This window comes from Verrucomicrobium sp. GAS474 (assembly GCF_900105685.1).
GTDB lineage: Bacteria > Verrucomicrobiota > Verrucomicrobiia > Methylacidiphilales > GAS474 > GAS474.
Genome location: NZ_LT629781.1, coordinates 2,147,834 through 2,170,284 on the forward strand (window position 1 = coordinate 2,147,834; position 22,451 = coordinate 2,170,284).

A 22,451-nucleotide genomic window follows, 5' to 3' on the forward strand; every position below is an offset into this window, starting at 1 on the left:
GATGGAATTAGGAGAGTTGGGAAATCAGGTCGGAAAGGGAAACTTCGCGCTGGGTGCGGTCGGCGAGGGTCTTCAGCTCGACGAGGTTGTTTTCGAGCTTCGCGTCGGCGATGACGGCCCAGCGGGCGCGGCGGCCTTCGGCGTTCTCGAACTGCTTCTTCATCTTCGTCGGGACGAGGGGATAGTCGACGGCGTGGCCCGCCTCGCGGAGGGTCTGGACGACGCCGAGCGCCCGGGCGCGGTAGGCCTCGTCGGGGATGACGACGTAGGCGTCGATCTCCGGGGGGAGGTCCTCGGTCTTGAGGAGGCCCTTCGCCTTCAGGAGGTCGCCGAGGACGACGTCGCCCATGCCGAAGCCGGCGGCGGGGAGGGATTCGTTGCCGAGTTTCTCCAGCAGGTCGTCATACCGGCCGCCGCCCGCGATGGCGCGGTGCTGCCCGGCGCGGTCGAAGGCCTCGAAGACGATGCCGGTGTAGTAGGCGAGGCCGCGGACGATGCGGAAATCGACCCGGGCGTAGCCGTCGAGGCCCCGGGCCTTCAATCCGGCGAGGACGAGGTCGAGGCGTTCCCACGGGGCACCGTTTTCAAGGACCTGGTAGACGGCGTCGGTCAACCCAAGGGGGTCGAGGCGTCCGGCGATCTTCTCGCGCGGCTCGCGCTCCGATTTGTCGATGGCCTGGAAGACCTCGTACCACTGGGCTTCGGGGACGTTCTTTTCCTTCAGGAAGTGGGTCCAGAACTGGCGATCGCTGAGGCGGACGACGAAGTCTTCCGCCGTCAGGCCGAGGTTGCGGAGCTGGTCGACGAGGAGGGCGATGAGCTCGATGTCGGCCTCGATCCCGGCCTCGCCGACGAGGTCGCAATTGAGCTGGAAGTGCTCGCGGAGGCGGCCTTTCTGGGCGCGCTCGTAGCGGAAGACCTGGGGGACGGAGAACCACTTCAGCGGCTTGCGGAACTGCTGGTGCTTCGCGGCGACCATCCGGGCCAGGGTGGGGGTCATCTCGGCGCGGAGGGAGACGGGGCGGTCGCCCTTGTCGACGAAGTTGTAAAGCTGGCCGACGAGCTCGTCGCCCGACTTCTTCTGGTAAAGCTCGAGCGATTCGAGCGGGGGGCCGTCGTATTCGACGAAGCCGTAGGTGCGGGCCGTGCGCCGCCACGAGGAGACGATCTGGTGGCGGAAGGCGTAATCCTCGGGATAGAAGTCCCGAAAGCCGGGGAGCGATTGCACGGTCTGGAAAGGGGAGGGGGTGAAGAGGCGGAGAACGAATAAGGGGGGCATGAGCGCCCCCCTTAATATCGTCTACTCGCCTCGTATACTATACTTGAGGGAGTCGGGAGGGAGGCGAGCCCCCCTCCATTTCGCTACGGCTGGGCGGCGAGGGTCTCCGTGAGCTTGGAGAGCATCGCCTTCAGTTCCTTGCCGGGCTTGAACTTGATCACGGCGCGGGGGGGGATGACGATGTCCTTCTCGGGCTTGTTCGGGTTGCGGCCGACGCGGGCCTTCCGCATCTTCACCTCGAAGACCCCGAAGTTGCGGAGTTCGATGGTCTGACCCTTGGCCATGCTCTCCGCGAAGGAGTCGAGGAGTTTCTGGACGACTTTCATCACGTCCTGCTGGACGAGGCCGGTCTCGTCACTGATTCGCACTACTAAGTCTCTCTTGGTCAGGTTGCTCATGGTCAAATGGTTATGAACCGCCTATACAGTCCGATCCGGGAGGGGATTGCAAGTTATAAATGTTTTCCCCGGGGTGTTTTCTTGATTTACAACCGATCCAAACTGATTTTATCGCGGAATTGACAAAAAAGCCCCCATCCCGGATCGTTACACCTTTAATGGACACCACGACTTCCTCTCCTCACGCCGCACCCGCCTACAAGCGCATTCTACTGAAACTGAGCGGAGAAGTCCTTGCGGGAGAAAAGGATGTGATCGACCGGGCGGTGGCCCTCCAGATCGCCCGGCAGATCGCCGCCATTCATAATTTGGGCATCGAGGTCGCCATCGTCATCGGGGGCGGCAACATCTGGCGCGGCCTCACCTCCTCCCAGGCCGGGATGGACCGGACGACGGCCGATTACATGGGGATGCTCGCCACGATCATCAACGGCCTCGGCCTCCAGGACGCCCTGGGCCACGTCGGCATCTCGACCCGCGTCCAGACCGCCATCGAGATCAAGAACGTCGCCGAGCCCTTCATCCGGGGCCGGGCGATCCGCCACCTGGAGAAGGGGCGCGTCGTCATCTTCGTCGCCGGGACGGGCAATCCCTTCTTCTCCACCGACACGGCGGCGGCCCTCCGCGCCAGCGAGATCGGGGCCGAGGTGATCCTGAAGGCGACGAAGGTCGACGGCATCTACGATTCCGACCCGAAGAAGAACCCCGACGCGAAGCGTTACGACAAGATCACCTATATCGAGGCCCTGCGGAACCGCCTCGCGGTGATGGACTCGACGGCTTTCTCCCTCTGCATGGACAACAAGGTCCCGATCATCGTCTTCGACATGTTCCGCGAGGAGAACCTCCACGACGTCGTCATGGGGAAGCGGGTCGGGACGCTGGTCAGCGACAAGTAAGGGCGGGGCTTCCGCTTTAGGTGTTATATTAGGGCATGGCCTCCTTTCCTCCTCCCGCCCCTGCGCCCGAGGTCGTCCGGGAGGCGGTCCATCGCGCGTTGACCGAGGACATCGGGCCGGGGGACATCACCTCGGCGGTCTTCATCCCCCTTTCGGCCCGGGCCTCGGCCCGGATCTTCTGCAAGGAGCCGTGCGTCCTCGCGGGGCTCCCCGTGGCGGAGCAGGTCTTCGCCTCGATGGAATCGGTCTCCCCCCTCGCGGTGGCGACGAACGTGGCCGACGGGGACCGGCTGGAGAAGGGGGCGACGGTCCTCCTCGTCGAGGGCTCCCTCCGGGCGATCCTGACGGCGGAACGGGCCGCGCTGAATTACCTCCAGCATCTCTCCGGCGTCGCGACGATGACCCGCGCCTTCGCCGACGCGGTGAGCCTGGCCGGGGGCAAGGCCCGCATCCTCGACACCCGCAAGACGACGCCCGGCCTCCGCGTGCTGGAGAAGTACGCCGTGGCCTGCGGCGGCGGCCTCAATCACCGGATGGGGCTCCACGACCAGTTCCTCGTGAAGGACAACCACCTCGTCTGGTGGAGCGGCGGGACGGTCGAGAGCGGCGGCGGCGCCCACGGCGCCTCCCTCCCGAGGGAAAAGCTGGCCGAGGCGATCGCGGCGGCCCGCGCCCACGCCCCGGCGGCGCTCCTCGAGTTCGAGGCCGACACGCTGGAGCAGGTGGCGGTCCTGGCCGACCTCGGCGTCGACCGGATCCTCCTCGACAACATGACGAACGAGACGATGGCGGAGGCCGTTGCCCTCGTCGCCGGGCGGTGCCCGCTCGAGGCGTCGGGGAACATGACGCTGGAGCGGATTCCCGGCGTGGCGAAGACGGGGGTCGATTTCATCTCGGTGGGGGCGCTGACCCACAGCGCGCCGTCGATCGACTTCTCGCTGGAGGTCATGGGGTCGCTTCCCGATCTCGGTTAAAGAAGAGGATCCGATGGCGACCCGACCGATTTCGCTCACCCGGCTCCTCATTTGGAGCCTCATCGCCGTTTTCCTCCTCCAGCTCTTCCAGGCGGGGCACGGGATTCCCTCGGCGTTCGATCTCCGCTTCGGCCTCTCCGATCGCTCCCTCGGCGCGGGGCGGTGGTGGACGCTGCTGACTTACGGCTGGCTCCACGCCGAAGGCGGGTTGCCGCTCCACCTGGTCTGGAATCTTCTGTGGTTGAATCTCCTCGGCCCGACGGTCGAGGCGGCGTTCGGGAAGGCGCGGTTCGTCGGCCTCTACCTCGCCTCGGTCCTCGCCTCGGCGGTGGTGTGGCGGCTTTGCTCCTTCGGGGCCGGAGCCGACGGCCTCCTGATGGGGGCGAGCGGGGCGATCTTCGGCCTCATGGCGGCCTACTCCCGCATCGAGGTCGGCGGGGTGCGCGGCTTCGTGCGGCTCGGCGTCGGTTTCTTCTTCCGCGTGGCGGTCGGGTTCGAGATCGCCTCCATTCTCTTCGGCTGGATGCCGGAGACGGCCCATTGGGCCCACTTGGGCGGGGCCTTCGGCGGCTGGTGGTTTGCGCGGGTCTTCGGCCCGGAGCAGGCCGCGGCCCCGTCTTCGTCCCAGGGGGCGACTTTCCGGGAAGCGCCCCGCCCCCAGGCCGCGCCGCGGCGAGAGACGGAGGCCGAGGCCGGGGACGAGAAGGAAATCCCCGCCGACGAGAGCTATTTTTCCAACTATAATTCGACTCCCCAACCGCCCGAAGGGCGCTAACCTTTTTCCCTTATGAGCAAGAAAACGTCCTCCCCCAGCCGCGCCACGGTGCGCGTCCCCGCGACCTCGGCCAACCTCGGCCCGGGCTTCGACACGATGGGCGTCGCCCTCAAGATCTACAACACGGTGACGGTGCGCCGGACCGAGGAATCGGTGACGGCGAGCGGGATGACGGCCGAGACGACCATCGCCTTCTTCGACCAGACGGGCATCGATCCCTTTTCCTTCAAGGCGGACATCGCCGGGCAGGTGCCGCCCGCCCGGGGCCTCGGCAGCAGCGTCACGGTCCGCCTCGGCCTCGTCGCCGGCCTCAACGCGCTGGCCGGGGAACCCCTCGATCCCGAGGAGGTCCTGGCCCTGGTCGTCGACCTCGAAGGCCATCCGGACAACGCCGTCTCGGCCTTCCACGGCGGCTTCGCGACCTGCACGCCCGACCGCTTCTATCGGACCGAGGTCGGCTCCTCCCTGAAGTTCGTCGGCCTCGTCCCCGAGTTCGAGCTGGAGACGAAGAAGGCGCGCGCCGTCCTGCCGAAGAAGGTCGCCCTCGCCGACGCCATCGCGAATCTCCAATACGCCTCGCTGATCGCCGTCGCCTTCGCCCAGAAGGATTATGCGAAGCTCGACGGCCTCTTCCAGGATCGGTGGCACCAGCCGTTCCGCTCCCCCCTCATCCCGTGCTGGGAACCGGTGAAGGCGGCGGCGGAGAAGGCCGGGGCGCTCGGCTTCTACCTGAGCGGCGCCGGATCGACGCTGATGGCCCTCGTCCACGGCAGCGAGGCGGCGGCCGAGGCCGTCGCGGAGAAGATGGAAGCCGCCGCGAAGAAGGCGAAGGTTCCCGCGAATGCCTTCGTGACGACGGCCGACAACGCCGGGTGCAGGATCACTGTCGCGTAGAGCCTGTCCTGCACTTTGGAAAGCCCGCGTTGCTTCTAAAAGGTTCTCCATCTAGGCGCGAGCGACGCGGTGTGGCCGCAAGCCACTCAAGGAGCGAGCAACGAGGGAGAACCTTTTAGAAGCAACCCTTTGGGCCGGGGTTCTACGACCCTTCCCCGTTGTTGTGCAATGCCTTACGTGCCATTCAGGCACGCGACGGCATTGCACGCCTAGGGGAGAGGGGCGCAGCCCCTCCGGCGCGGGCTTTCCAAAGTGCAGGACAGGCTCTAATTGTCACAGAGCGTTCCAGAAGCCCGCTTGCCACCCGCAACCCCACCCCCTAGAAAAGATCCCGCATGGCCTCCGCACGTACTGAAAGTTTCAAGATCCTCATTCCGCTCGGCATCGCGATCCTCCTCGCGCTCTTTTTCCTGCACGGCCTTTGGGCGGGGATCGTCGGCGGGCTGCTGATCGGGCTCTTCGTTTTCTGCCTCAATTTCTTCCGCGATCCCGAGCGGACGGCCCCGGACGATCCCGCGCTGATGATTTCGAGCGCCGACGGCGTGGTGACCCACGTCGAGGTCGTCGAGGAGTCGCCCTTCGGCCTCGGCAAGATGAAGCGGATTTCGGTTTTCCTCAACGTCTTCGACGTCCACGTGAACCGCACCTTTTACGGCGGGACGATCGTCGACCGGGTCCACGTCCCGGGGAAGTTCCTCGATGCGCGCCACCCGACGTGCCACGTCGAGAACGAGCGGATGGACTGGCACCTCCAGACCGAGCACGGCCCGATCGTCCTCCGCCAGATCGCCGGGCTGATCGCCCGCCGGATCGTCGGCTGGGCCGAGAAGGGGCAGGAGGTCGTTCGCGGCGAGCGGATCGGGATGATCCGCTTCGGTTCCCGCACCGATCTCTTCATGCCGCTCCATTGCGAGGTCTTGGTGAAGGTCGGCGAACGGGTGAAGGGCGGCGAGACGCCGCTCGCCCGCTGGACGCCTTCCAACTTCGACCAGATGTTCAAGGAGCAGGCTTAGCCTAACCGTCCCTTCCCATGAGCACGCCGCAGCCTCCCCACGACGACAACGCGACGAAGATCTATCTTTGGCCGAACCTCTTCACGGCGGGCAACCTGCTCTGCGGGTTCATGGCGATCCTGAAGATCCTCCAGGGGACCATCGAGCGGGCCAACGGGATGATGTCGGAGACCGGCTGGATCCAGATCTATCTCTCCAGCCTCTACTTCATCCTCGCGGCGTGCATCTTCGACCTCCTCGACGGGCGGGTCGCCCGGACGACGAAGTCGGAGAGCCCCTTCGGTCGGGAGTTCGACTCGATCGCCGACATCGTTTCCTTCGGCGTCGCCCCGGCGCTCCTCGTCTACGAGATCGTGCTGAAGGACATCGGCCTCGGCTGGCTGATCGCCGGGTTCTACCTCGTCTGCGGCGCGCTCCGCCTCGCCCGGTTCAACGTCTTCGCCGCCGTGGCGCACAAGGACAAGGGGCCGGGCAACGAGTTCACCGGCTTCCCGATCCCGGCGGGGGCGGGGCTCGTCTCGTCGATCACCCTCCTCATCCTCCACTTCTACGGGACCGACGTCGCCCTCGACCGGGGCTGGGGGAAGTATTTCCTCGTCGCGATCCTGATCTTCGTCTCGCTGATGATGTTCAGCGGGTTCAAGTATCCGAGCTTCAAGTCGTTCAGCTTCCGCACGGCCCATTCCCCGCTGAAGTTCGGCATCGCGGTCGTCGTCCTCGCGCTCACGATCAAGTATTACGAGTGGATGCTGGCGGTCGTCTTCGTCAGCTACCTGCTCTACGGCTTCTGCCGTCCCTTCGTCTCCCGGGCCACCCGGCGGCAGATCGAGGACGACGATGACGACGACGAAGACGAAGCCAGCCAGGCCTAGCCTCCGCCCCGGTTTCTCATGAGCAGCATCGCCACGCGGACGGGGGACGGGGGGTCGACGGGGCTCCTCGGCGGCGGGCGCGTCCCGAAGATCGATCCCCGGATCGAGGCGCTGGGGGAGATCGACGAATTGAGCGCTGTCCTCGCCTGCGCCATCGCCCGGTCGACCGATCCGATCCTCCGCTCCGAGGCGGCGCTGATCCGCGAGGACCTCGTCAACCTGATGGCCGACGTCGCCGAGACGCGGGAAAAAATCTGGCTCGGCCCCGCGGCCCTCGCCTACCTCGACAGCCGGATCGTCGCCCTCGAGGCCGAGGGGATCCTTTTCCGGAAATGGGATGTCGAGGGGTTCTCCGACGGCGCGGCGACGGTCGAACTGGGCCGCGCGGTCTGCCGCCGGGCGGAGCGCCGGGTCTGGGCGCTGGGCGAGGTCTTCGCCCAGGCCCGCCCGATCCCGGTCCGCTACCTGAACCGGCTCTCCGATTTCCTCTGGCTGCTGGCCCGGAAGGATCTTCCTTAGCCGCCTAATTCACCTTCAGGCCGATCCAGTTGTAGGTGCCGGTATCGGTCGAGAGGCCGGTGACGACCGCCGATCCGGCGCTGACGTCGACGCGGGGCGCGTAGCTTCCCGCCGTTCCCCCCGCCGTCTTCCGGCTGAGGACGATGACGGTATTTGCGGTGATCGCCGTGCTGGTGATCGTCGCGGTGCCGGAGGAGAGGGTGACGGTCCCGGCGAGGGCGTTCGTCCCGCTTTTCACGGTGAGGGTCGCCCCGGGGGCGATGCTCAGCCCCCCGCCTCCGATCGTCACCGCGCCGCCGCCGTCGGCGATGTGGACATCGGCGCTCCCGTAGTGGGCGATGAATCCCGGATTGTTCGACGTGTTGCTCTCGATGAGGAACCCCCCGGTCGCCGATCCGTAAAGGGGGCTCGATTGGACGCCGAATTGTGCCCCCGTGGCGAGGAGGCCGCCTCCGGTGGTGAAGCCGCCGTTCGGCCCGTCGAGCTGTCCCGCCACGGTGAGGCCGCCCGAGCCGATGCTGACCGCCCCGCCGTTGTGGCCGATGTCGACGGGCGCGTGCGAGTAGTAGTTGATGTAGGCGGTGCTGGTCGGGGCTCCCGATTCGATGAGGACGCCGCCGCCGTTCGAGCCGTACATCGCCGAGCCCGAGACGTAGTTTGTGATCAGCCCGGAGACCGAGACGTAGGGGGCCGCCGAGAGGGTTCCGCTGAACGCGGCCGAGGTGCCGGAGAGGGAGCCGGTCAGCGTCCCGCCTGCGAGCGGGAGATAGCCGGTGGAGGGCGTGCCGGGGCTCCAGGCCGCGCCGTTCCACGTCAGGACCTGCCCGCTCGCCGCGCTGCCGCTGGCGAGGGAGGAGAGCGGGAGGTTTGTCAGGCCGCTTCCGGAGCCCAAGAACGACCCGGAGAAGGAGGAGGCTGAGACGACGCCGGAGAACGAGGCCGCCCCGCCGCTCAGCGCCCCGCCGAGCGCGATCGGGCCGCCGGTCACGTCCTGGAGCCTGATGGCATGGGTGTTGTCGGCCGAGTTCAGGCAGAGGTCCGATTGGTTGGTGAAGATCCACGGCGTCCCGGCGGTGGGCTGCGCGTTGGTGAAGTTGAACATGAAATCGAGGGCGTCCTTCTGCACGCCCGTGTCGAGGGTGGTGTACCAGAACGACAGGGCCTTCGTGTTCACCGGGGAGAAGTTCATCACGTTGCCGGGGAGCGAGGTCGGCTGGATGCCGACGAGGTGGCCGCCCGCGAGGAGCTGGCTGTTCAGGCTGCTGGCCAGCGCGAGGTGGCCCGCCGCCGAGGGGTGGAGGTTGTCGGGGAAGAGGGCGGTGTCGTTGGGATTCGGAAGGGCGAGGGCGGCGTCCCAGACGTAGTCGCACGGCACCTGCCGGGTGCGGATGGCGGCGTTGCAGGCCTCGTAGACGGCCCGCAGGGGGACGGTGTTGTTCCGGGCCGCGGGAAGGAGCGTGGCGAGGACGACGGTGAAGCCGTCGGTCCGGGCCTGCGCGGTGTAGGCGGAGAGCGCGGAGAGGAGGGCCGAGGCGGAGCTGCCCGAGGCGATGTCGTTGATCCCGATCATGAGGACGAGGTAGGCCGCCGGACCGCCGTCGCCGCCGCTCGCCGCCGGGCGGTGGGGGTAGACGTTGGCGGCGTAGCGGGAGGAGGCCCCGGCGATGTCACTGCCCGAGACGGCGTCGTTGCGGATCGCGGCGGAGCCGGTGGCGAAGGGTTGCGCGGCGAAGAGGGCCGAATAGCACTGGGTCGCGGGGGTCGCGAGGTATTGGCCGTAGGTGATCGAGTCCCCCTCGAAGAGGAAGGTCGCGCCGATTCCGCTGCCGAGCGCCGACTTGGCGAGCCTGCCCCGGACATCGGCCTGGAGGAGCTGGGAGGCGCCGTTGAAGGTGTTGCCCTGCGTGGTGAGCGAGGGCGACGGGGCGACGTAGTCGGTCCCCGCCGCGGCGGGGGTGAAGCCGCCCGAGCCGTTCCCCTTCTGGAGGCCGGTGCCGCTGGAGGGGGAGAGGGTGCCATCCCCGGCGACGGCGATGCCGCTGCCGATCTTCACGGCGCCGAGGGTGCCGGAGCTCGCCTTCGGCAGGTTGAGGGTGACGGTGCCGCTGCCGTCAATGACGGCGTTCTTCAACGTGTGGCCGCCGAGGTCGACGTCGGACTGGATCGCGCCCTGAACGGTCGGATCGAGGACGGCGGTCTTGGCCGGGAGCCTCGCCCCGGGAATCAGGAGCAAAAAGAAGAGGAGCAGGCGGAGAAGGGGATGGTGCATGCCCGCCGACGGTACGGGGAAAGCCGGCCGCCGCCCTTAAACGGGGGAAGGGGGGGAATGGAGCAGGGTCGGTACCTGGGACGGCACCCGATGGGACTTGAAAGTCCCTCAAAGGTTCTTCTCGACGAGATGGAGCTGCTCCAGCTGGTTCCGGGCTTCCTCGTCCCCCGGGCTGAGGGCGAGGGCGCGGCGGAGGTGCCAGGCGGCTTCCTCCGGGCGGTGGAGCCGGGCGAGGGCGATGCCGATCCCCGTGTGGGCGCGGGGATGGTCCGGGTTGAGGCGGAGGACGGTGGCGAAGGAGACGAGCGCCTCGGAGGGGCGGTCGATCTTCAGGCAGAGGTAGCCGATGTTGAGGTAGGCCAGGGGGTGGGTCGGGGCGAGGGTGGTGGCCTTCGTGAACTCGGTCCAGGCGGGGCCGATCTGGTCGACCGAGAGGAGGAGGGAGCCGAGGTTGTTCCGGGCGTCGATGTACTTCGGGTTCAGCCGCAGCGCCTCGCGGATCGCCGCCTCGGCGTCGGCGCGGTGGGCGGGGCCTTCGAGGTAGAAGACGGTGCCGAGGTTGTTCCACGCCTCGGCGTAGTCGGGGGAAAGGGCGCAGGCCCGGCGGAGGTGGGCCTCGGCCTCCTGCAGCCGCCCAGCATGGCAGAGGGCGGTGCCGAGGTTGTTCTGCGAGCGGCGGTTGTCGGGGATCTTCGCGACCGAATCGCTCCAGAACGCGACCTCGTTCTGCCAGGTGAAGTTCCGCGCGAAAGTCGTCCCGGCGGCGAGGCAGGCGAGGACGACGAGGAGGGCCCGGGCCAGCAACGGTCGTTGCCTCCGCACGCCGACCCAATGGAAGAGGCCGAGGACGATCAGGAGCAGGGGCGCGGCGAGGGGGAGGTAGAGGCGGTGTTCCCAGACGGGATCGTAGAGGGGGAGGATCGTCGAGGTGGGGGCAAGGATCACGAAGAACCAGACCCCCGCATAACCGATCCGGGGCCGCCGCCACGCCGCCAGGAGGGCCACGAAAAGGAGGGGAGCGATCAGGACGGCCCAGGGAAGGACGGCGAGGAAGACGGGAGGCCGGGGGACGAAGACGGTCCCGTAATCGAAGACGAGCGGGTGGGGCCAGACGACGAGGCGGAGGTAATGGGCGAGGGCGTGGAACTGGGAGAGACCGTATTTCCACCACGGCATCGCGATCTCGAACCCGGCGGTGTTCCCCCGGCCCGGATTGAGGGACATGCAGAGGAGGAGGATCGACCACGTCGAGGCGAGGGCGAGGTAATAGCCGGGACGGCGGCGGAGCGGGGAGAGGAAGCGGAAGTCGGGGGAAACGAAGGCGCGGTCGTAGAGCCAGACGAGGACGGGGAGGACGGCGACGGTTTCCTTCGACGCCATGCCGAGGGCGGCGGCGGCGAGGGAAAGGCCCTGCCAGCGCCGGGGATGCCGTTCATCGGCCTCGACGCTGCGGGCGAAGCCGTAGAGGGAGAGGAGGGTGAGGGTTCCGGCGAGCGACTCGGCCCGCTGGACGAGGTAGGTGACCGATTCGGTCTGGACGGGGTGGAGCGCCCAGAGCAGCGCAGTCCCGGCGGCGGCGGGGACCGCGAGGGGGGCGCAGGAAGTCCGCCGCACGGTCCGCCAGAGGAGGCCGTAGAGCAGGAAGGCGGCGGCGGCGTGGATGAGGAGGTTGACCAGGTGATAGCCCGCCACGGCGAGGCCCGAGCCGAAGAGCCACCGGTTCAGCGCGAAGTTCAGCGCGAAGGAGACATTGAGGAGGGGCCGCCCGCCGACGGTCGTGCCGTTCTCGGTCGGCGGCGAGAAGGAGGTGAAGAGGCGGCGGATCGTCGGGTTGTCCGAGATCGAGGCCGTGTCGTCGAAGACATAGATCCCGCTGAAGCTGTTGCCGTAGGCGAGGAGGAGGCCGAGCGCCAGGAAGAGGAGGAAAAAACCGGTCTGCCAGCGGCTGGGGCGGACCGGGGCGGCGTTCATTTGGGGACTGTAGCTTCTCTTCCGGGCTTGCCAACTCGAACTCTCCGCCTATCAAGAGGGGATGGGACAGCAAACGAACAAGATCCAGAAACAGAACCGCCGCAAGAATTACCTCAAGCGGAAGAAGCTCGCAGCGAAGACGGCGGCCCCCGCCGCCAAGCCTGAAAAGGCGAAGAAGTAAGAGCTGCGGCTTTTCAGTTTTCAGGACTCAGAGAAGGCGGAATCGGCGCTCCCGGTTTCGCCTCTTTTTGTGCCCGGAGGCCGTCTCCCTTTTTTCGACCGCCATGTCCCGCTACCTCCTCATCGACGGCCACAGCGTGATCCATTGCTGGCCCGATCTCCTCGCCCTCCATCGGCGGCAGCCCCGGAACGCGCGGGAGGAGTTGATCCGCCGGATGCGGAATCTCCACGACATGGGGACCTACGACGTCACGATCATCTTCGACGGCAAGCAGGGGACGCCCGAGCCGAAGCGGCCCGGCGACATCAACGTCGGTTATTCCCGCGCCGGGCAGACCGCCGATGCCGTGATCGAGGCGATCGTCGCCAAGCAAAAGCCCGAGCACCGCAGCGCCATCACCGTCATCACCGCCGACGGCGGGGAGCGGACGACGGTCGAGTCGCTCGGCGCCTATTGCATGTCGCCGGACTGGCTGGAGGCCGAGATGCGGGCGGTCTCGGCCGATTTCGAGGAGGAGTTCAAAAGGGCGCGAAAAAGGTGGCAAAAATAGGGGTTGTCTCTTTCGCCATAGTTGCGTTTTTTTCTATACAAACACGTAGTAACTCGGTTAATTTCTCACGATGGTCGTTCGCATTTTACTTATCCTTTCTCTCATTTTGAGCCTGGCCGGCGGATTCCTCGGCTGGCAGATCAATAGCCAGAAAACCGAGGCCCTCAGCGGCAAGGCCGCCGCCGAGCAGCAGCTCGACACCACGAAGAAGACCCTCGGCAAGGTCCAGGAAGACCTGAAGCAGACCAAGTCGAGCCTCGACGACACCAAGGGCCAGCTCACCACGGCCCAGCAGAGCGTCGAGCAGACGAAGCGCGACCTCGCCGCCGCCCAGGCGAAGGCGACCGAGCTCGAGACGAAGGCGACCGACGCCCAGTCGAAGGCGACCGCGGCCCAGTCCCAGCTCGACGACGTGAAGAAGCAGGTTTCCCAGCAGTCCGACGCGACGAAGGCCGCCGAAGCGAAGGTCGCCGACCTCGACAAGGCGAAGCGCGTCGCCGAGGACGCCCTCGCCAAGCAGAAGGCCGAGGTCGACCGCCTCAGCGACATCCTGAAGCGCCGCGTGACCGGCGACATGCCTCCCGGCATCTCCGGCAAGATCGTCAGCGTGAACCGGAACTGGAACTTCGTCGTCCTCAACATCGGCGACAAGCAGGGCGTCGTCGAGAACGGCGAGCTGATCGTCTCCCGGAACAAGAGCGTCATCGGCCGCATCCGCGTCACCTCGACCAACGGCGACACCGCCGTCGCCGACATCCTGGTGAACACGCTGAAGGACCCCTCCCTCCAGCTGCAGCCTGGCGACGACGTTCAGAATTGATTCCCCTGCCTTGGCTCTCTAACGTTCCAGGCATGAATCGCTTTCTCCTCCTTTTCCTCGCCGCCGCGACCCTCGCCCTGGCGGGATGCGCCGGTGGCGCGAAGCCCGACGACACCCAGTCGACCTCCGACGTCGACGGCAACGGGAACAAGGTTTCGAGCATCCCCTGGAACCGTCCCCAGTCGTGGGAAGGCGGCGGGATGCTGGGCGGGGCGATGGGGCATTAGGAGTTTTGCGATTGTGGAAAGGCCGTTCTGAAAGGAACGGCTTTTTTGTTGGATGCGATGGGAGCGGGGCGGCCCTTTGGGGCTTGCGAGGGCGACCCTGTACAGGTGGATGTAACCCGCTTTATAGCCCAAGAGGGGCTTTGCCCCTCTTGGAACTTGTCTCCCGACCCTGCCAGTTAGTTTCCCCTTTACGAGGTATTGCGCTATCGCGCAGGCAGTCCCCTTCTGAGGGCCTCAACTAGGCGGACGCGTTTCCCCCTGCGCCTTATCTCCTCACTGGATTAAAATCGGATGGTTCCGGTACGCCCGAGGGTACGTACTGAAGGGGTAGCAGTACCAATACGCCTAGACTCCTATTGGGAGAGGGGTGCTTGGGGGAGGAAATCAGCTTACTGAGGCCAGCGATTGACGTCGCGCCCCGTCTCCTTCGAGGATCGCCTTCAGGGACGGATATTTCTTCAACTCCGGATCGACGCGCAGGAGTTCTTCCGCGTCGGTCTTCGCCCGGCGGAGCATCTCGAAGTCGCGCAGCGGATCGCCGAAGCGGAGGGGCGGAAGGCCGCTCTGGTCGGTGCCGAGGATATCCCCGGGGCCGCGGATGCGGAGGTCTTCCTCGGCGATCTTGAAGCCGTCGGTAGTCTGTTCCATGACCTTCAGCCGCCGCCAGCTCTCCTCGCTCTTCGGCTGGCCGACGAGGACGCAGTAGGACTTGTTCCCGCCCCGCCCGATCCGGCCCCGGAGCTGGTGAAGCTGGGCGAGGCCGAAGCGCTCGGCGTTCTCGATCACCATGATCGTCGAGTTCGGGACGTCGACGCCGACCTCGATGACGGGGGTGCTGACGAGGACCTGGATCTCGTTGTTGCGGAATTGCGTCATCACCTCGTCCTTCTCGTCGGGCTTCAATCGCCCGTGGAGGAGGCCGACGCGGGCGGGGGCGAGCTCGACCTTCAGCCGCTCGTATTCCTTCTGGACGGCCTTCGCCTCGATCTTGTCCGATTCGTCGATGAGGGGGTAGACGACGTAGGCCTGGCGGCCGGCGGCGGTCTCGTCCCGGATGAATTTCCAGACCTTCGGAAGGTCGGCCTCGCCCCGGCAGGCGGTGACGATCTTGCCCCGGCCCGGCGGCAGCTCGTCGAGGATCGAGGCGTCGAGGTCGCCGTAGACCGACATCGCGAGGGTGCGCGGGATGGGCGTCGCCGTCATGACGAGGATGTCGGGATGGCTCGCCTTTCTGGAGAGCGCCAGGCGCTGCATCACGCCGAATTTATGCTGCTCGTCGATGACGACGAGGCCGAGCTTGTCGGCGACGAAGCCGTCGTGGATCAGGGCGTGGGTGCCGACGGTGATCGAGCCCTTGTTGCCGAAGAGGCTGCGGAGGAGGGGCTCGTTGTCGAGCGGGGAGCGGTCGCCCTTCTTCTTGCTCCCGGTATGGAGGCCGACGGAGATGCCGAGGGGGTCGAGCCACCGCTTGAGGTTGAGGTAGTGCTGCTCGGCCAGGATCTCGGTCGGCGCCATGAGGGCGGCGGCCTCGCCCCGCTCGACGGCGCGGAGCATGGCGTGGACGGCGACGAGGGTCTTGCCGGAGCCGACGTCGCCCTGGAGGAGGCGGTTCATCGGGGTCGGGAGCTGGAGGTCGCGGTCGATCTCGGCCATCGCCCGGGCCTGCGCCCCGGTGGGGGCGAAGGGGAGGGTGGCGAGGAAGGCGGCGTGGAGCGGGGGGACGACGGCTTTGCCCTTGGCGGAGGGGGCGGCGACCTGGGCGCGGGACTTGAAGATCTTCTCCCGGCTCATCCGGCGGCGGCAGAGGATGCACTGCTGGACGAAGAACTCGTCGTAGACGAGGCGGCGGCGGGCGGCGATCTGGGCTTCCCACGAGTCGGGGAAGTGGGACTGGGGAAGGGCCTCGCGGAGGGGCGGGAGGTCGTCGGGGAAGGGGTGGGGATCGTCGATGAGGACGGGCATTTCCTTCACGACGCGGTAGAGGAGCCGCCGGAGGGCCCGCTGGGGCAACCCTTCGGTGAGGGCGTAGATGGGGACGATGCGGTTCAGGTGGATCGATTCGTCGCCGTCGTGCTCCATGATCTCGAACTCGGGATGGGTCATCACCCAGCCCTTGCCGTTCTTGTCCCGCTTCGCCTTGCCGTAGAGGAGGATCTCCATGTCGGCGACGAACGACTTCATCAGGTAGTAGGCGCTGAACCAGAGGGCGCGGAGGCCCTCGGCGCGGTCGTCGGGGTGGAGGGGCTGGAGGATCGCCTCGAAGACGGCCCGCCCGCCGCGCCAGCGGTTCAGCTTGCTGCGGATGACCCTGGCGGCGACGGTGATCGGTTCCCCCTCGGGGGCGATGGCGAGGGAGATCGGGTCGAGGCGGTCCTCGTAGCGGCGGGGGAGGTGGAAGAGGAGATCGTCCCGGGTGTTCAATCCCATCTTTTTCAGCAGGGCGACGCGCTGGGGAGGGATGCCGGGAATCTCGGAGATCGGAACGGGCCGGGGCATTGAGAGGGGAATTAAGTCAAATGTATAACGGCGCATCAGGGTTCTGTTCAAGACATTCTGGAAGGAGAGTGCGGAAGGCAGTCCGTGGAGCGCACGGGGAAAGGGATCGCGGAACGGGGACGGCCCTTCGGGGCATGCGCGGTCGACCCTGTACAGCTGGATGTAATCCGCTTTATAGCCACAGAGGGGCTATCGCCCCTCCGTGACCTCCTGTTCCGAGGGCCTTAACTAGGCGGACGCGCTTCCCCTGCGCCTCGTCTCCTCACTGGATTAAAATCCGCTGCTTCCTGGAGCGCCCGAGGGTACGGGTGCAGGGAGAGACAGGGCCAATACGCCCAGACTCCTATTGGGAGAGGAGCGTTTGAAAGAATGGCCGCTTCGATTCCGCCAGCCCTAGGACGCGTGATTCCTCCCAAGCGCGTTAGAAGCAGCCGAGAACCCTCCGAAGGAGCCAAGCCTCCAGCTGGAGGTAACAGTTCCTCCTACCGCCTCTTACGGGAGAGGTTCAAGGAGGGGCGAAGCCCGCTCCTTGGCGTTAAAGCGGGTCGCCTCCAGCTGTTACAGGCAAGCGCGTAGCGCGATTCTACCCTGCCCCGAAGGGGATGCAGTCCTCTTCGCGAACCCCTACTTCGGTCGCGAAAACTTCCGGAACGGATTGGGGGGGGTGATCGGCGGCTCTCCGGTGATCTCGGAGAAGGTCTTGAAGTGGCGCTTGGAGAGGCGGGCGAGGGCCTCGCTGCCGTGGGCGGCGAAGTATTTCCGTCCCAGCGCGGCGACGTGGCCGGAGGCTCCCTTCGGGAGCGGGCCGCCGAGGCCGGCGTCCTGGCCGAGGCGCTCCATGCGGCGGAGGAACTCGGCCCGGGCCAGGATCGAGGCGGCGGCGACGGCGACGTCGGACTCGGCCTTCGTCCGCTGGACGAGCTCGATGGTCTTCCCCCGTTCCTTCAGCGCGGAGCGGAGGACGGCGGCGTTGGCGAACTGGTCGGAAATCGCCCGCTTGCAGCCCGGATGCTGGGTGAGGAGGTTCTCCAGGACGGTGGCATGGCCCCAGGCGAGGAAGCGGTTCAGGTTCTTGAACTTCGCGTAGAGCTCGTTGTACTTCTCCGGCCCGAGGGCGAGGACGCTGTAGCGGGTCGGCCCGAGGATCTCGACGATGGCGTCGCCGATCTTCAGGGCGACGGCGTCGCTCCCGATCTGCTTGCTGTCCTTCACCCCGGCGGAGAGGAGCTGCTTCGCGGTGAGGTCGTTGGTGTAGGCGGCGGCGACGACGAGGGGGCCGAAGAAGTCGCCCTTGCCGCTTTCGTCGATGCCGATGTGGGGCTCGTAGGCCTCGGGGTTGTGGACCTCGTCGTAGCCGAGCTTGGCGACGCCGGTGATCTCCGGCTCGATGAGGAACTCGATGACCTCGGGCGCGCCCTTGCCGGAGACGACGAGCTTCCCCGAGAGGTAGGCGTCGAGGCCGACCATGGTGACTCCCTTCCCCTTCCGGGCGCGGTAGTAGCCGTAGGGGAGGTCGGAGAAGTCGTAGCCCTGTTCCGTGAGGCGGACGCGGAGGAGCTCGATTTGTTCTTCGGTCAGCTTGAAGGTGAAGCTCGAGGGAGGTTTAATCACGGTCTTGGACAAAAGGATAAAAGTATCAAAAAGCCCCGGCGAGGCGAGAATTGAAAAAAACGTTCTCCGCGCCTTCCACCGCGCCCTCGCGGCCTGGTTCGCCCGGGCGGCCCGGGACCTGCCGTGGCGGCGGACGCGCGATCCCTATGCCATCGCCCTCTCGGAGTTCATGCTCCAGCAGACGCAGGTGGTGACGGTCCTTCCCTATTACCATCGTTGGCTCCGACTCTTCCCCGACTGGAAGGCGCTGGCCGGGGCGCCGACCGAGGCGGTTCTGAAGACGTGGGAGGGCCTCGGCTATTACCAGCGGGCGCGGAATTTCCAGAAGCTGGCCCAGGCGGTCGCCGGGTTGCCGGAGCTGAACGGGGAGCTGCCCCGGACGGTCGAAGGGCTCCGCGCCCTGCCGGGGATCGGGCCGTACACGGCGGGGGCGATCGCGAGTCTCGCCTTCGGGGGGCGGGCGGCGTTGATCGACGGGAATGTGATCCGGGTCTTCACCCGGGTCTTCGGGATCGGCGAGGACGTGGCGCTGAAGGAGACGCAGGCCCGGCTCTGGGCCTTGGCCGAGGGGTTGCTGCCGGAGGCGGAGGCGTGCGCCGTCCATAACTCGGCCCTGATGGAGCTGGGGGCGCTGATCTGCACGCCCCGGAATCCCGGCTGCCTCCTCTGCCCGCTGGCCTCGGTCTGCGTCGCCAAGGCGTCGGGGGAGCCGGAGCGGTTCCCGGTGAAGGGGAGGAAGCTCGTCGAGCGGCGGGAGGAGGTGGTGGCGCTGATCGAGGAAAAGGGCCGGTATTGGTGCGTCCCCGGGCCGAAGAAGGGGAGGCTGGTCGGGTTCTGGCACTTCCCGCTCTTCGACGCGGCGACGATGCGGGGAGGGGAGACGGTGGCCGAGTTCGATTATTCGATCACCAAGTATCGCGTCCACATGAGGGGCTTGCGGGCTGCGTTTGCCTCCGCGGGGCGCCGGGAGGAGGGAGGGGGACGCTGGTGTTCCATGGCGGAAATGGAGGCATTGCCGATGCCGAGCGCCCACCGGAAAATGAGGGGTTTTCTCGGTTCTTAGACAAAAAGAATTGGGAAAAGGAAAAGTCGGGCTAGATTCTCCAAACCGGCTTATGGAAATCATCTCCTCCCTGCTCTGCGATGCCGCGGAGGATTATCAGGGAAAACTCTGCGTCCTCGGGGCGTTCGACACCTTTGTCTCCCTTCACTTCCCGGTTTCCCACCCCCATTGCGCGATCGCGCTGCGGGTGATCTTCCGCCCCGGCGACGAGGGGCAGCACCAGCTCCGGGTCCGGCTCATCGATTCGGACGGCCATTGCCCGGTCCCCGAGATCCAGACGGCCTTCGAGGTCCCGCCCCTGCCCGAGGAGGTCTTCTTCCTTTCCCGCAACATCATCGTGAACCTCCAGGGGCTTCCCTTCGCCGCGCCGGGGCAGTTCTCCCTCGACGTCATGTCGGAGGAGGGGCTGCTGGCCCGGATCCCGATCCAGGCGCTCCAGGCTCCCGAGGAGATGAGGACGCCGGGTCTTTAATCTTTTTCAATCGATCGCTTTTCCCTGCATGAAACGTCTCCGCGCCTTCCTCCTCTCCGTCGACCTCTTCCTGCGGCGCTTCCTCGTCCGCTTCCGGGGCCGCCCGCTCTATGCCGCCACGGCGTTCGTCGCGGCGATCGCGATCGGGATCGGCATCTTCGTCGTCTATTACGCGGGCTGGGCTCTCGCCTTCGACATGAAGCGGATCAAGGAGATGCCGCTGACGACGACGATCTACGACCGCAACGGGACGGTCTTCCGGCAGGTCTTCCAGGAGAACCGCCAGTGGATCCCCTCCGAGGAGATCCCCGACGTGATGCGCCACGCCGTCGTGGCGACCGAGGACCGGCGTTTCTATTCCCACCTCGGCGTCGACCCGATCTCGATCTTCCGCGCGGCGGTGGGGAACATCCTGCGCGGCCGCATCTCCTCGGGTGCCAGCACGATCACGCAGCAGCTGGCCCGGAACTCCGCCGACATGAGCGAGCGGACGATGGGGCGGAAGCTGAAGGAGATGTTCCTCGCGGTCCGCATCGAGACGGTCTACACGAAGGACCAGATCCTCACCTTCTATCTCAACCGGATCTTCTGGGGCCGGGATTGCTACGGCATCGGGGCCGCCGCCGACGCCTACTTCGGCAAGAAGCCGTCCGAATTGACTCTCTCCGAGGCGGCGATGCTGGCGGGGATCATCTCGGGGCCGAACACGTTCTCCCCCTGGCGGAGCCCGACGAAGGCGCGGCAGGCGATGGATCGCGCCCTCTCCCGGATGGAGGAACGGCACTTCATCACGAAGGAGGACGAGGCGAAGGCGAAGGCGGAGCCCCTGGCGCTCCGCCCGTTGCGGCAGCTCCCCGCCTCCTACGCGGCGGCGGAGGCGATCGAGGAGGCGCGGAAGATCCTCGGCGAGGAGACCGTGGAGCGCGGCGGCCTGAAGATCGAAACGGCGATCGACGCCGCCTTCCAGCAGACCGCCGAAATCGAGGTCGAGCGGCAGCTGGCCGAGATCGAGGCGGAGCCCGGCTACAATCACACCACGCGGAACACCTTCCTCCAGCACCTCGGGGAGCGGGAGCCGTCGGGGATCCCCTACCTCGAGGCGGCCTTCGTCGCGATCGGGAACGCCGACGGCGGCATCCTCGCCCTCGTCGGCGGGCGGAACTTCGCCGAGAGCCGCTTCGACCGGGCGATCCATTCCCGCCGCCAGGTCGGCTCGACGGTGAAGCCGTTCGTCTACGCGAACGCCTTCGACACCCTCAACGTCAGCGCCGGGACCCTCGTCGACTGGAGCCCCTACGACCTCCGCAACGCCGCCCCGGGCAAGACGCCGCTCTACGGGAACCAGCCCGACTTCGTCCCCCTCCGGCAGGCCCTCGCGCAGAGCAACAACTACGCCTCGGTCCGCGTCGTCCTCGCCTCCGGGGTCGACAGCTACGCCCATCTCCTGACGCGGGCGACGGGGACGCCGATCGCCGCCCTTCCCTCCTCGGCCCTCGGCGCGTGCGACGTGACGCCGCTGCGGATGGTCTCCGCTTTCTCGATCTTCCCGAACAAGGGGATGCGGATCGAGCCCTACCTCATCCGCCGCATCCTCGCCGCCGACGGCCTCGTCCTCTACGAGCACCAGGACCGGCGGGAGCCGATCCTCTCCCCCCAGATCGCCTTCCAGGTGGCCGACATGATGCGCGCCGTCGTCGACGAGGGGACCGGGCGCGGTCTCCGGACGATGGGCCTCGTCGGCGACATCGCGGGGAAGACCGGGACGACGAACGATTACCGCGACGCCTGGTTCATCGGCTTCACCAGCGAGGTGACGGCGGGCGTCTGGGTCGGCCTCGACAAGCCCCAGCCCATCACCGCCTCGGGCTACGGCAGCCGCATCGCCCTCCCGATCTGGGGCCGCGTCATGGCGGCGGCGAACGAGCATTACCTCCCCCAGCCCTTCAACCCTCCCTCCGGGCTCTTCCGCGAGGGGCTCCTCTCGTTCCTCGGGAGCGGCGACGGCGCGTGGCTCCGGGACGACCAGCGCGACGGCTACCTGAAACGGATCGGCGATTCGGTCGCCGTCGGGAACAACGTCGCCAGCGTCCCCGAATCGAACGGGAACGGGGCCGGCCCGGCCGACTCGGGCGACGACAGCGGGTTCTTCGGCTGGATGAGCCGCGCCTTCGGCGGCGCGCGCAAGGCGAAGGCCGTCCCTGCCCCGGAGATCCTCGACGACGACGCGACGATTCCCGCGGGGGTCGATCCGGCGATGCCCGATCCCGACAAGGGGAAGGTGCCGAGGGCGGTGCCGGTCTTCCCGATCCCGCCGGAGGAGGGGGCGGCCCCTACCCCGCCTGGCAGCGGGCGATGAACTCCTTCGCCAGGAGGCGGTAGCTCTGCGCGCCGATCCCGGACGAATCGTACTGGAGGATGTTCTTCCCGTGGCTCGGCGCCTCGGCGAGGCGGACCGTGCGGGGGATCACGCTCTGGAAGACGACCTCCGGCGCATGCTTCCGCACGTCGTCGGCGACCTGCTGGCTGAGGTTCGTCCGGGCGTCGTACATCGTCAGGATCACGCCGCCGATCACGGGGCGGAGCTCCGGGTTCGTCGTCCGGATCTGCTCGATGAGGTGGATGATCTTGCTGAGCCCTTCGAGGGCGAAGTACTCGCACTGGAGGGGGACGAGGACGGCGTCGGCGGCGGCGAGCGCGTTCGTCATCAGGATGCCCAAAGACGGGGGACAGTCGAGGAGGACGTAGTCGAACCCGGCCGACTCGGGCTCCTCGCGGAAGCGGTTGAAGAGGTCGCGGAGGACGACGAGGGGGCTTTCCTGGCGGGCGATCTCGACCTCGCACCCGGCGAGGTCGGTCTCGCACGGGATGATGAAGAGGTTTTCCTGCGTCGTGGCGACGATCTGGGCGGCGAAGGTCGATTCCCCGTTCATCACCGGGTAGAGGCTCCGGCCGGTCTGGGGCTCGATGCCGAGGCCGCTGGTGGCGTTCGACTGGGGGTCGAGGTCGATGACGAGGGTCGGATGCCCGGCCTCGGCCAGCGCGGCGGCGAGGTTGATGGTGGTCGTCGTCTTGCCGACGCCGCCTTTCTGGTTCGCGATGGCGTAGATTTTCATGTGGGCGGGTCGATCTTGAAAGAGAGGACTAGGAAGGGGAGGTTGGGGGACTCTT

Annotated in this window: 20 protein-coding genes; 13 read left to right on the forward strand and 7 right to left on the reverse strand. The window is 67.0% G+C overall.

Annotated elements, in window-relative coordinates:
* Window positions 1-7: 7 nt before the first annotated feature.
* On the reverse strand, window positions 8-1,279 hold the full coding sequence (gene hisS, locus BLU04_RS08885) for a histidine--tRNA ligase (RefSeq protein ID WP_093284826.1): 1,272 nt from the start codon (window positions 1,277-1,279) through the stop codon (window positions 8-10).
* A gap of 83 nt (window positions 1,280-1,362) precedes the next feature.
* Window positions 1,363-1,677, reverse strand: a complete 315-nt coding sequence (locus BLU04_RS08890; RefSeq protein ID WP_093284829.1) for an HU family DNA-binding protein — start codon at window positions 1,675-1,677, stop codon at window positions 1,363-1,365.
* A 158-nt stretch (window positions 1,678-1,835) separates the two neighbouring features.
* Here BLU04_RS08890 and pyrH point away from each other — a divergent pair, with 158 nt between their 5' ends.
* The 7 genes from pyrH to BLU04_RS08925 all read left to right on the forward strand — a co-directional run bounded on the left by pyrH (window position 1,836) and on the right by BLU04_RS08925 (window position 7,623).
* The gene (gene pyrH, locus BLU04_RS08895; RefSeq protein WP_093284831.1) at window positions 1,836-2,576 is read left to right on the forward strand and encodes a UMP kinase; all 741 of its coding nucleotides are present in this window, start codon (window positions 1,836-1,838) and stop codon (window positions 2,574-2,576) included.
* A gap of 35 nt (window positions 2,577-2,611) precedes the next feature.
* Complete coding sequence (locus BLU04_RS08900; protein WP_093284834.1) at window positions 2,612-3,550, forward strand: nicotinate-nucleotide diphosphorylase; 939 nt, start codon at window positions 2,612-2,614, stop codon at window positions 3,548-3,550.
* Window positions 3,551-3,563: 13 nt separating this feature from the next.
* Window positions 3,564-4,325 (forward strand): rhomboid family intramembrane serine protease, encoded by a 762-nt coding sequence (locus BLU04_RS08905; protein ID WP_093284836.1) that lies wholly within the window; start codon window positions 3,564-3,566, stop codon window positions 4,323-4,325.
* Between the two features lie 12 nt (window positions 4,326-4,337).
* Complete coding sequence (gene thrB / locus BLU04_RS08910; RefSeq protein WP_093284838.1) at window positions 4,338-5,219, forward strand: homoserine kinase; 882 nt, start codon at window positions 4,338-4,340, stop codon at window positions 5,217-5,219.
* 335 nt (window positions 5,220-5,554) lie between these two features.
* Window positions 5,555-6,232: a phosphatidylserine decarboxylase gene (locus tag BLU04_RS08915; protein WP_093284840.1), complete on the forward strand. Its 678-nt coding sequence runs from the start codon at window positions 5,555-5,557 to the stop codon at window positions 6,230-6,232.
* A 17-nt stretch (window positions 6,233-6,249) separates the two neighbouring features.
* Window positions 6,250-7,104 (forward strand): CDP-diacylglycerol--serine O-phosphatidyltransferase, encoded by an 855-nt coding sequence (gene pssA / locus BLU04_RS08920; protein ID WP_093284842.1) that lies wholly within the window; start codon window positions 6,250-6,252, stop codon window positions 7,102-7,104.
* An 18-nt stretch (window positions 7,105-7,122) separates the two neighbouring features.
* Window positions 7,123-7,623 carry a cob(I)yrinic acid a,c-diamide adenosyltransferase gene (locus BLU04_RS08925; RefSeq protein ID WP_093284844.1) on the forward strand — a complete coding sequence of 167 codons (501 nt, stop codon included), beginning with the start codon at window positions 7,123-7,125 and terminating at the stop codon, window positions 7,621-7,623.
* Window positions 7,624-7,627: 4 nt separating this feature from the next.
* Here BLU04_RS08925 and BLU04_RS08930 read toward each other — a convergent pair whose 3' ends face one another.
* On the reverse strand, window positions 7,628-9,892 hold the full coding sequence (locus BLU04_RS08930; protein ID WP_093284847.1) for an SGNH/GDSL hydrolase family protein: 2,265 nt from the start codon (window positions 9,890-9,892) through the stop codon (window positions 7,628-7,630).
* A 108-nt stretch (window positions 9,893-10,000) separates the two neighbouring features.
* A complete protein-coding gene (locus BLU04_RS17165; RefSeq protein ID WP_157895227.1) occupies window positions 10,001-11,863 on the reverse strand; it encodes a tetratricopeptide repeat protein in 1,863 nt (620 codons plus the stop codon).
* Between the two features lie 284 nt (window positions 11,864-12,147).
* Between BLU04_RS17165 and BLU04_RS08940 the strand changes: the two genes are divergently transcribed.
* From BLU04_RS08940 to BLU04_RS08950, 3 genes are all read left to right on the forward strand, one after another.
* Window positions 12,148-12,594, forward strand: a complete 447-nt coding sequence (locus BLU04_RS08940; RefSeq protein ID WP_157895228.1) for an NYN domain-containing protein — start codon at window positions 12,148-12,150, stop codon at window positions 12,592-12,594.
* A 106-nt stretch (window positions 12,595-12,700) separates the two neighbouring features.
* Complete coding sequence (locus tag BLU04_RS08945) at window positions 12,701-13,414, forward strand: hypothetical protein (RefSeq protein ID WP_093284853.1); 714 nt, start codon at window positions 12,701-12,703, stop codon at window positions 13,412-13,414.
* Window positions 13,415-13,446: 32 nt separating this feature from the next.
* Window positions 13,447-13,641: a hypothetical protein gene (locus BLU04_RS08950; protein WP_093284856.1), complete on the forward strand. Its 195-nt coding sequence runs from the start codon at window positions 13,447-13,449 to the stop codon at window positions 13,639-13,641.
* A gap of 384 nt (window positions 13,642-14,025) precedes the next feature.
* On the opposite strand, the gene recG is transcribed toward BLU04_RS08950, so the two are convergent.
* Both recG and rnhC read right to left on the reverse strand, forming a co-directional pair.
* Entirely contained in the window at window positions 14,026-16,137 is a 2,112-nt protein-coding gene (gene recG, locus BLU04_RS08955; RefSeq protein WP_157895229.1) for an ATP-dependent DNA helicase RecG, read from the reverse strand.
* 624 nt (window positions 16,138-16,761) lie between these two features.
* Window positions 16,762-17,748: a ribonuclease HIII gene (rnhC, locus tag BLU04_RS08960; protein ID WP_231964849.1), complete on the reverse strand. Its 987-nt coding sequence runs from the start codon at window positions 17,746-17,748 to the stop codon at window positions 16,762-16,764.
* 4 nt (window positions 17,749-17,752) lie between these two features.
* On the opposite strand from rnhC, the gene BLU04_RS08965 reads away from it, so the two are divergent.
* From BLU04_RS08965 to BLU04_RS08975, 3 genes are read left to right on the forward strand one after another with little or no spacing between them, the layout of a single operon-like run.
* Complete coding sequence (locus BLU04_RS08965; RefSeq protein ID WP_093284861.1) at window positions 17,753-18,811, forward strand: A/G-specific adenine glycosylase; 1,059 nt, start codon at window positions 17,753-17,755, stop codon at window positions 18,809-18,811.
* 52 nt (window positions 18,812-18,863) lie between these two features.
* Entirely contained in the window at window positions 18,864-19,283 is a 420-nt protein-coding gene (locus tag BLU04_RS08970) for a hypothetical protein (protein WP_093284864.1), read from the forward strand.
* 28 nt (window positions 19,284-19,311) lie between these two features.
* Window positions 19,312-21,639: a transglycosylase domain-containing protein gene (locus BLU04_RS08975; protein ID WP_093284866.1), complete on the forward strand. Its 2,328-nt coding sequence runs from the start codon at window positions 19,312-19,314 to the stop codon at window positions 21,637-21,639.
* On the opposite strand, the gene BLU04_RS08980 is transcribed toward BLU04_RS08975, so the two are convergent.
* Window positions 21,614-22,396, reverse strand: a complete 783-nt coding sequence (locus tag BLU04_RS08980; RefSeq protein WP_093284869.1) for a ParA family protein — start codon at window positions 22,394-22,396, stop codon at window positions 21,614-21,616. The genes BLU04_RS08975 and BLU04_RS08980 overlap by 26 nt on opposite strands.
* Window positions 22,397-22,451 lie beyond the last annotated feature (55 nt).

Bases quoted from the DNA above. Each gene is read 5' to 3' on its own strand.
- thrB (WP_093284838.1), top strand. From the start codon at position 4,338: ATGAGCAAGAAAACGTCCTCCCCCAGCCGCGCCACGGTGCGCGTCCCC.
- BLU04_RS08980 (WP_093284869.1), bottom strand. From the start codon at position 22,396: ATGAAAATCTACGCCATCGCGAACCAGAAAGGCGGCGTCGGCAAGACG.
- BLU04_RS08940 (WP_157895228.1), top strand. From the start codon at position 12,148: ATGTCCCGCTACCTCCTCATCGACGGCCACAGCGTGATCCATTGCTGG.
- BLU04_RS08900 (WP_093284834.1), top strand. From the start codon at position 2,612: ATGGCCTCCTTTCCTCCTCCCGCCCCTGCGCCCGAGGTCGTCCGGGAG.
- BLU04_RS08890 (WP_093284829.1), bottom strand. From the start codon at position 1,677: ATGAGCAACCTGACCAAGAGAGACTTAGTAGTGCGAATCAGTGACGAG.
- hisS (WP_093284826.1), bottom strand. From the start codon at position 1,279: ATGCCCCCCTTATTCGTTCTCCGCCTCTTCACCCCCTCCCCTTTCCAG.
- BLU04_RS08970 (WP_093284864.1), top strand. From the start codon at position 18,864: ATGGAAATCATCTCCTCCCTGCTCTGCGATGCCGCGGAGGATTATCAG.
- BLU04_RS08905 (WP_093284836.1), top strand. From the start codon at position 3,564: ATGGCGACCCGACCGATTTCGCTCACCCGGCTCCTCATTTGGAGCCTC.
- BLU04_RS08950 (WP_093284856.1), top strand. From the start codon at position 13,447: ATGAATCGCTTTCTCCTCCTTTTCCTCGCCGCCGCGACCCTCGCCCTG.
- recG (WP_157895229.1), bottom strand. From the start codon at position 16,137: ATGCCCCGGCCCGTTCCGATCTCCGAGATTCCCGGCATCCCTCCCCAG.
- BLU04_RS08915 (WP_093284840.1), top strand. From the start codon at position 5,555: ATGGCCTCCGCACGTACTGAAAGTTTCAAGATCCTCATTCCGCTCGGC.
- BLU04_RS08925 (WP_093284844.1), top strand. From the start codon at position 7,123: ATGAGCAGCATCGCCACGCGGACGGGGGACGGGGGGTCGACGGGGCTC.
- pssA (WP_093284842.1), top strand. From the start codon at position 6,250: ATGAGCACGCCGCAGCCTCCCCACGACGACAACGCGACGAAGATCTAT.
- BLU04_RS08930 (WP_093284847.1), bottom strand. From the start codon at position 9,892: ATGCACCATCCCCTTCTCCGCCTGCTCCTCTTCTTTTTGCTCCTGATT.
- pyrH (WP_093284831.1), top strand. From the start codon at position 1,836: ATGGACACCACGACTTCCTCTCCTCACGCCGCACCCGCCTACAAGCGC.
- BLU04_RS17165 (WP_157895227.1), bottom strand. From the start codon at position 11,863: ATGAACGCCGCCCCGGTCCGCCCCAGCCGCTGGCAGACCGGTTTTTTC.
- BLU04_RS08975 (WP_093284866.1), top strand. From the start codon at position 19,312: ATGAAACGTCTCCGCGCCTTCCTCCTCTCCGTCGACCTCTTCCTGCGG.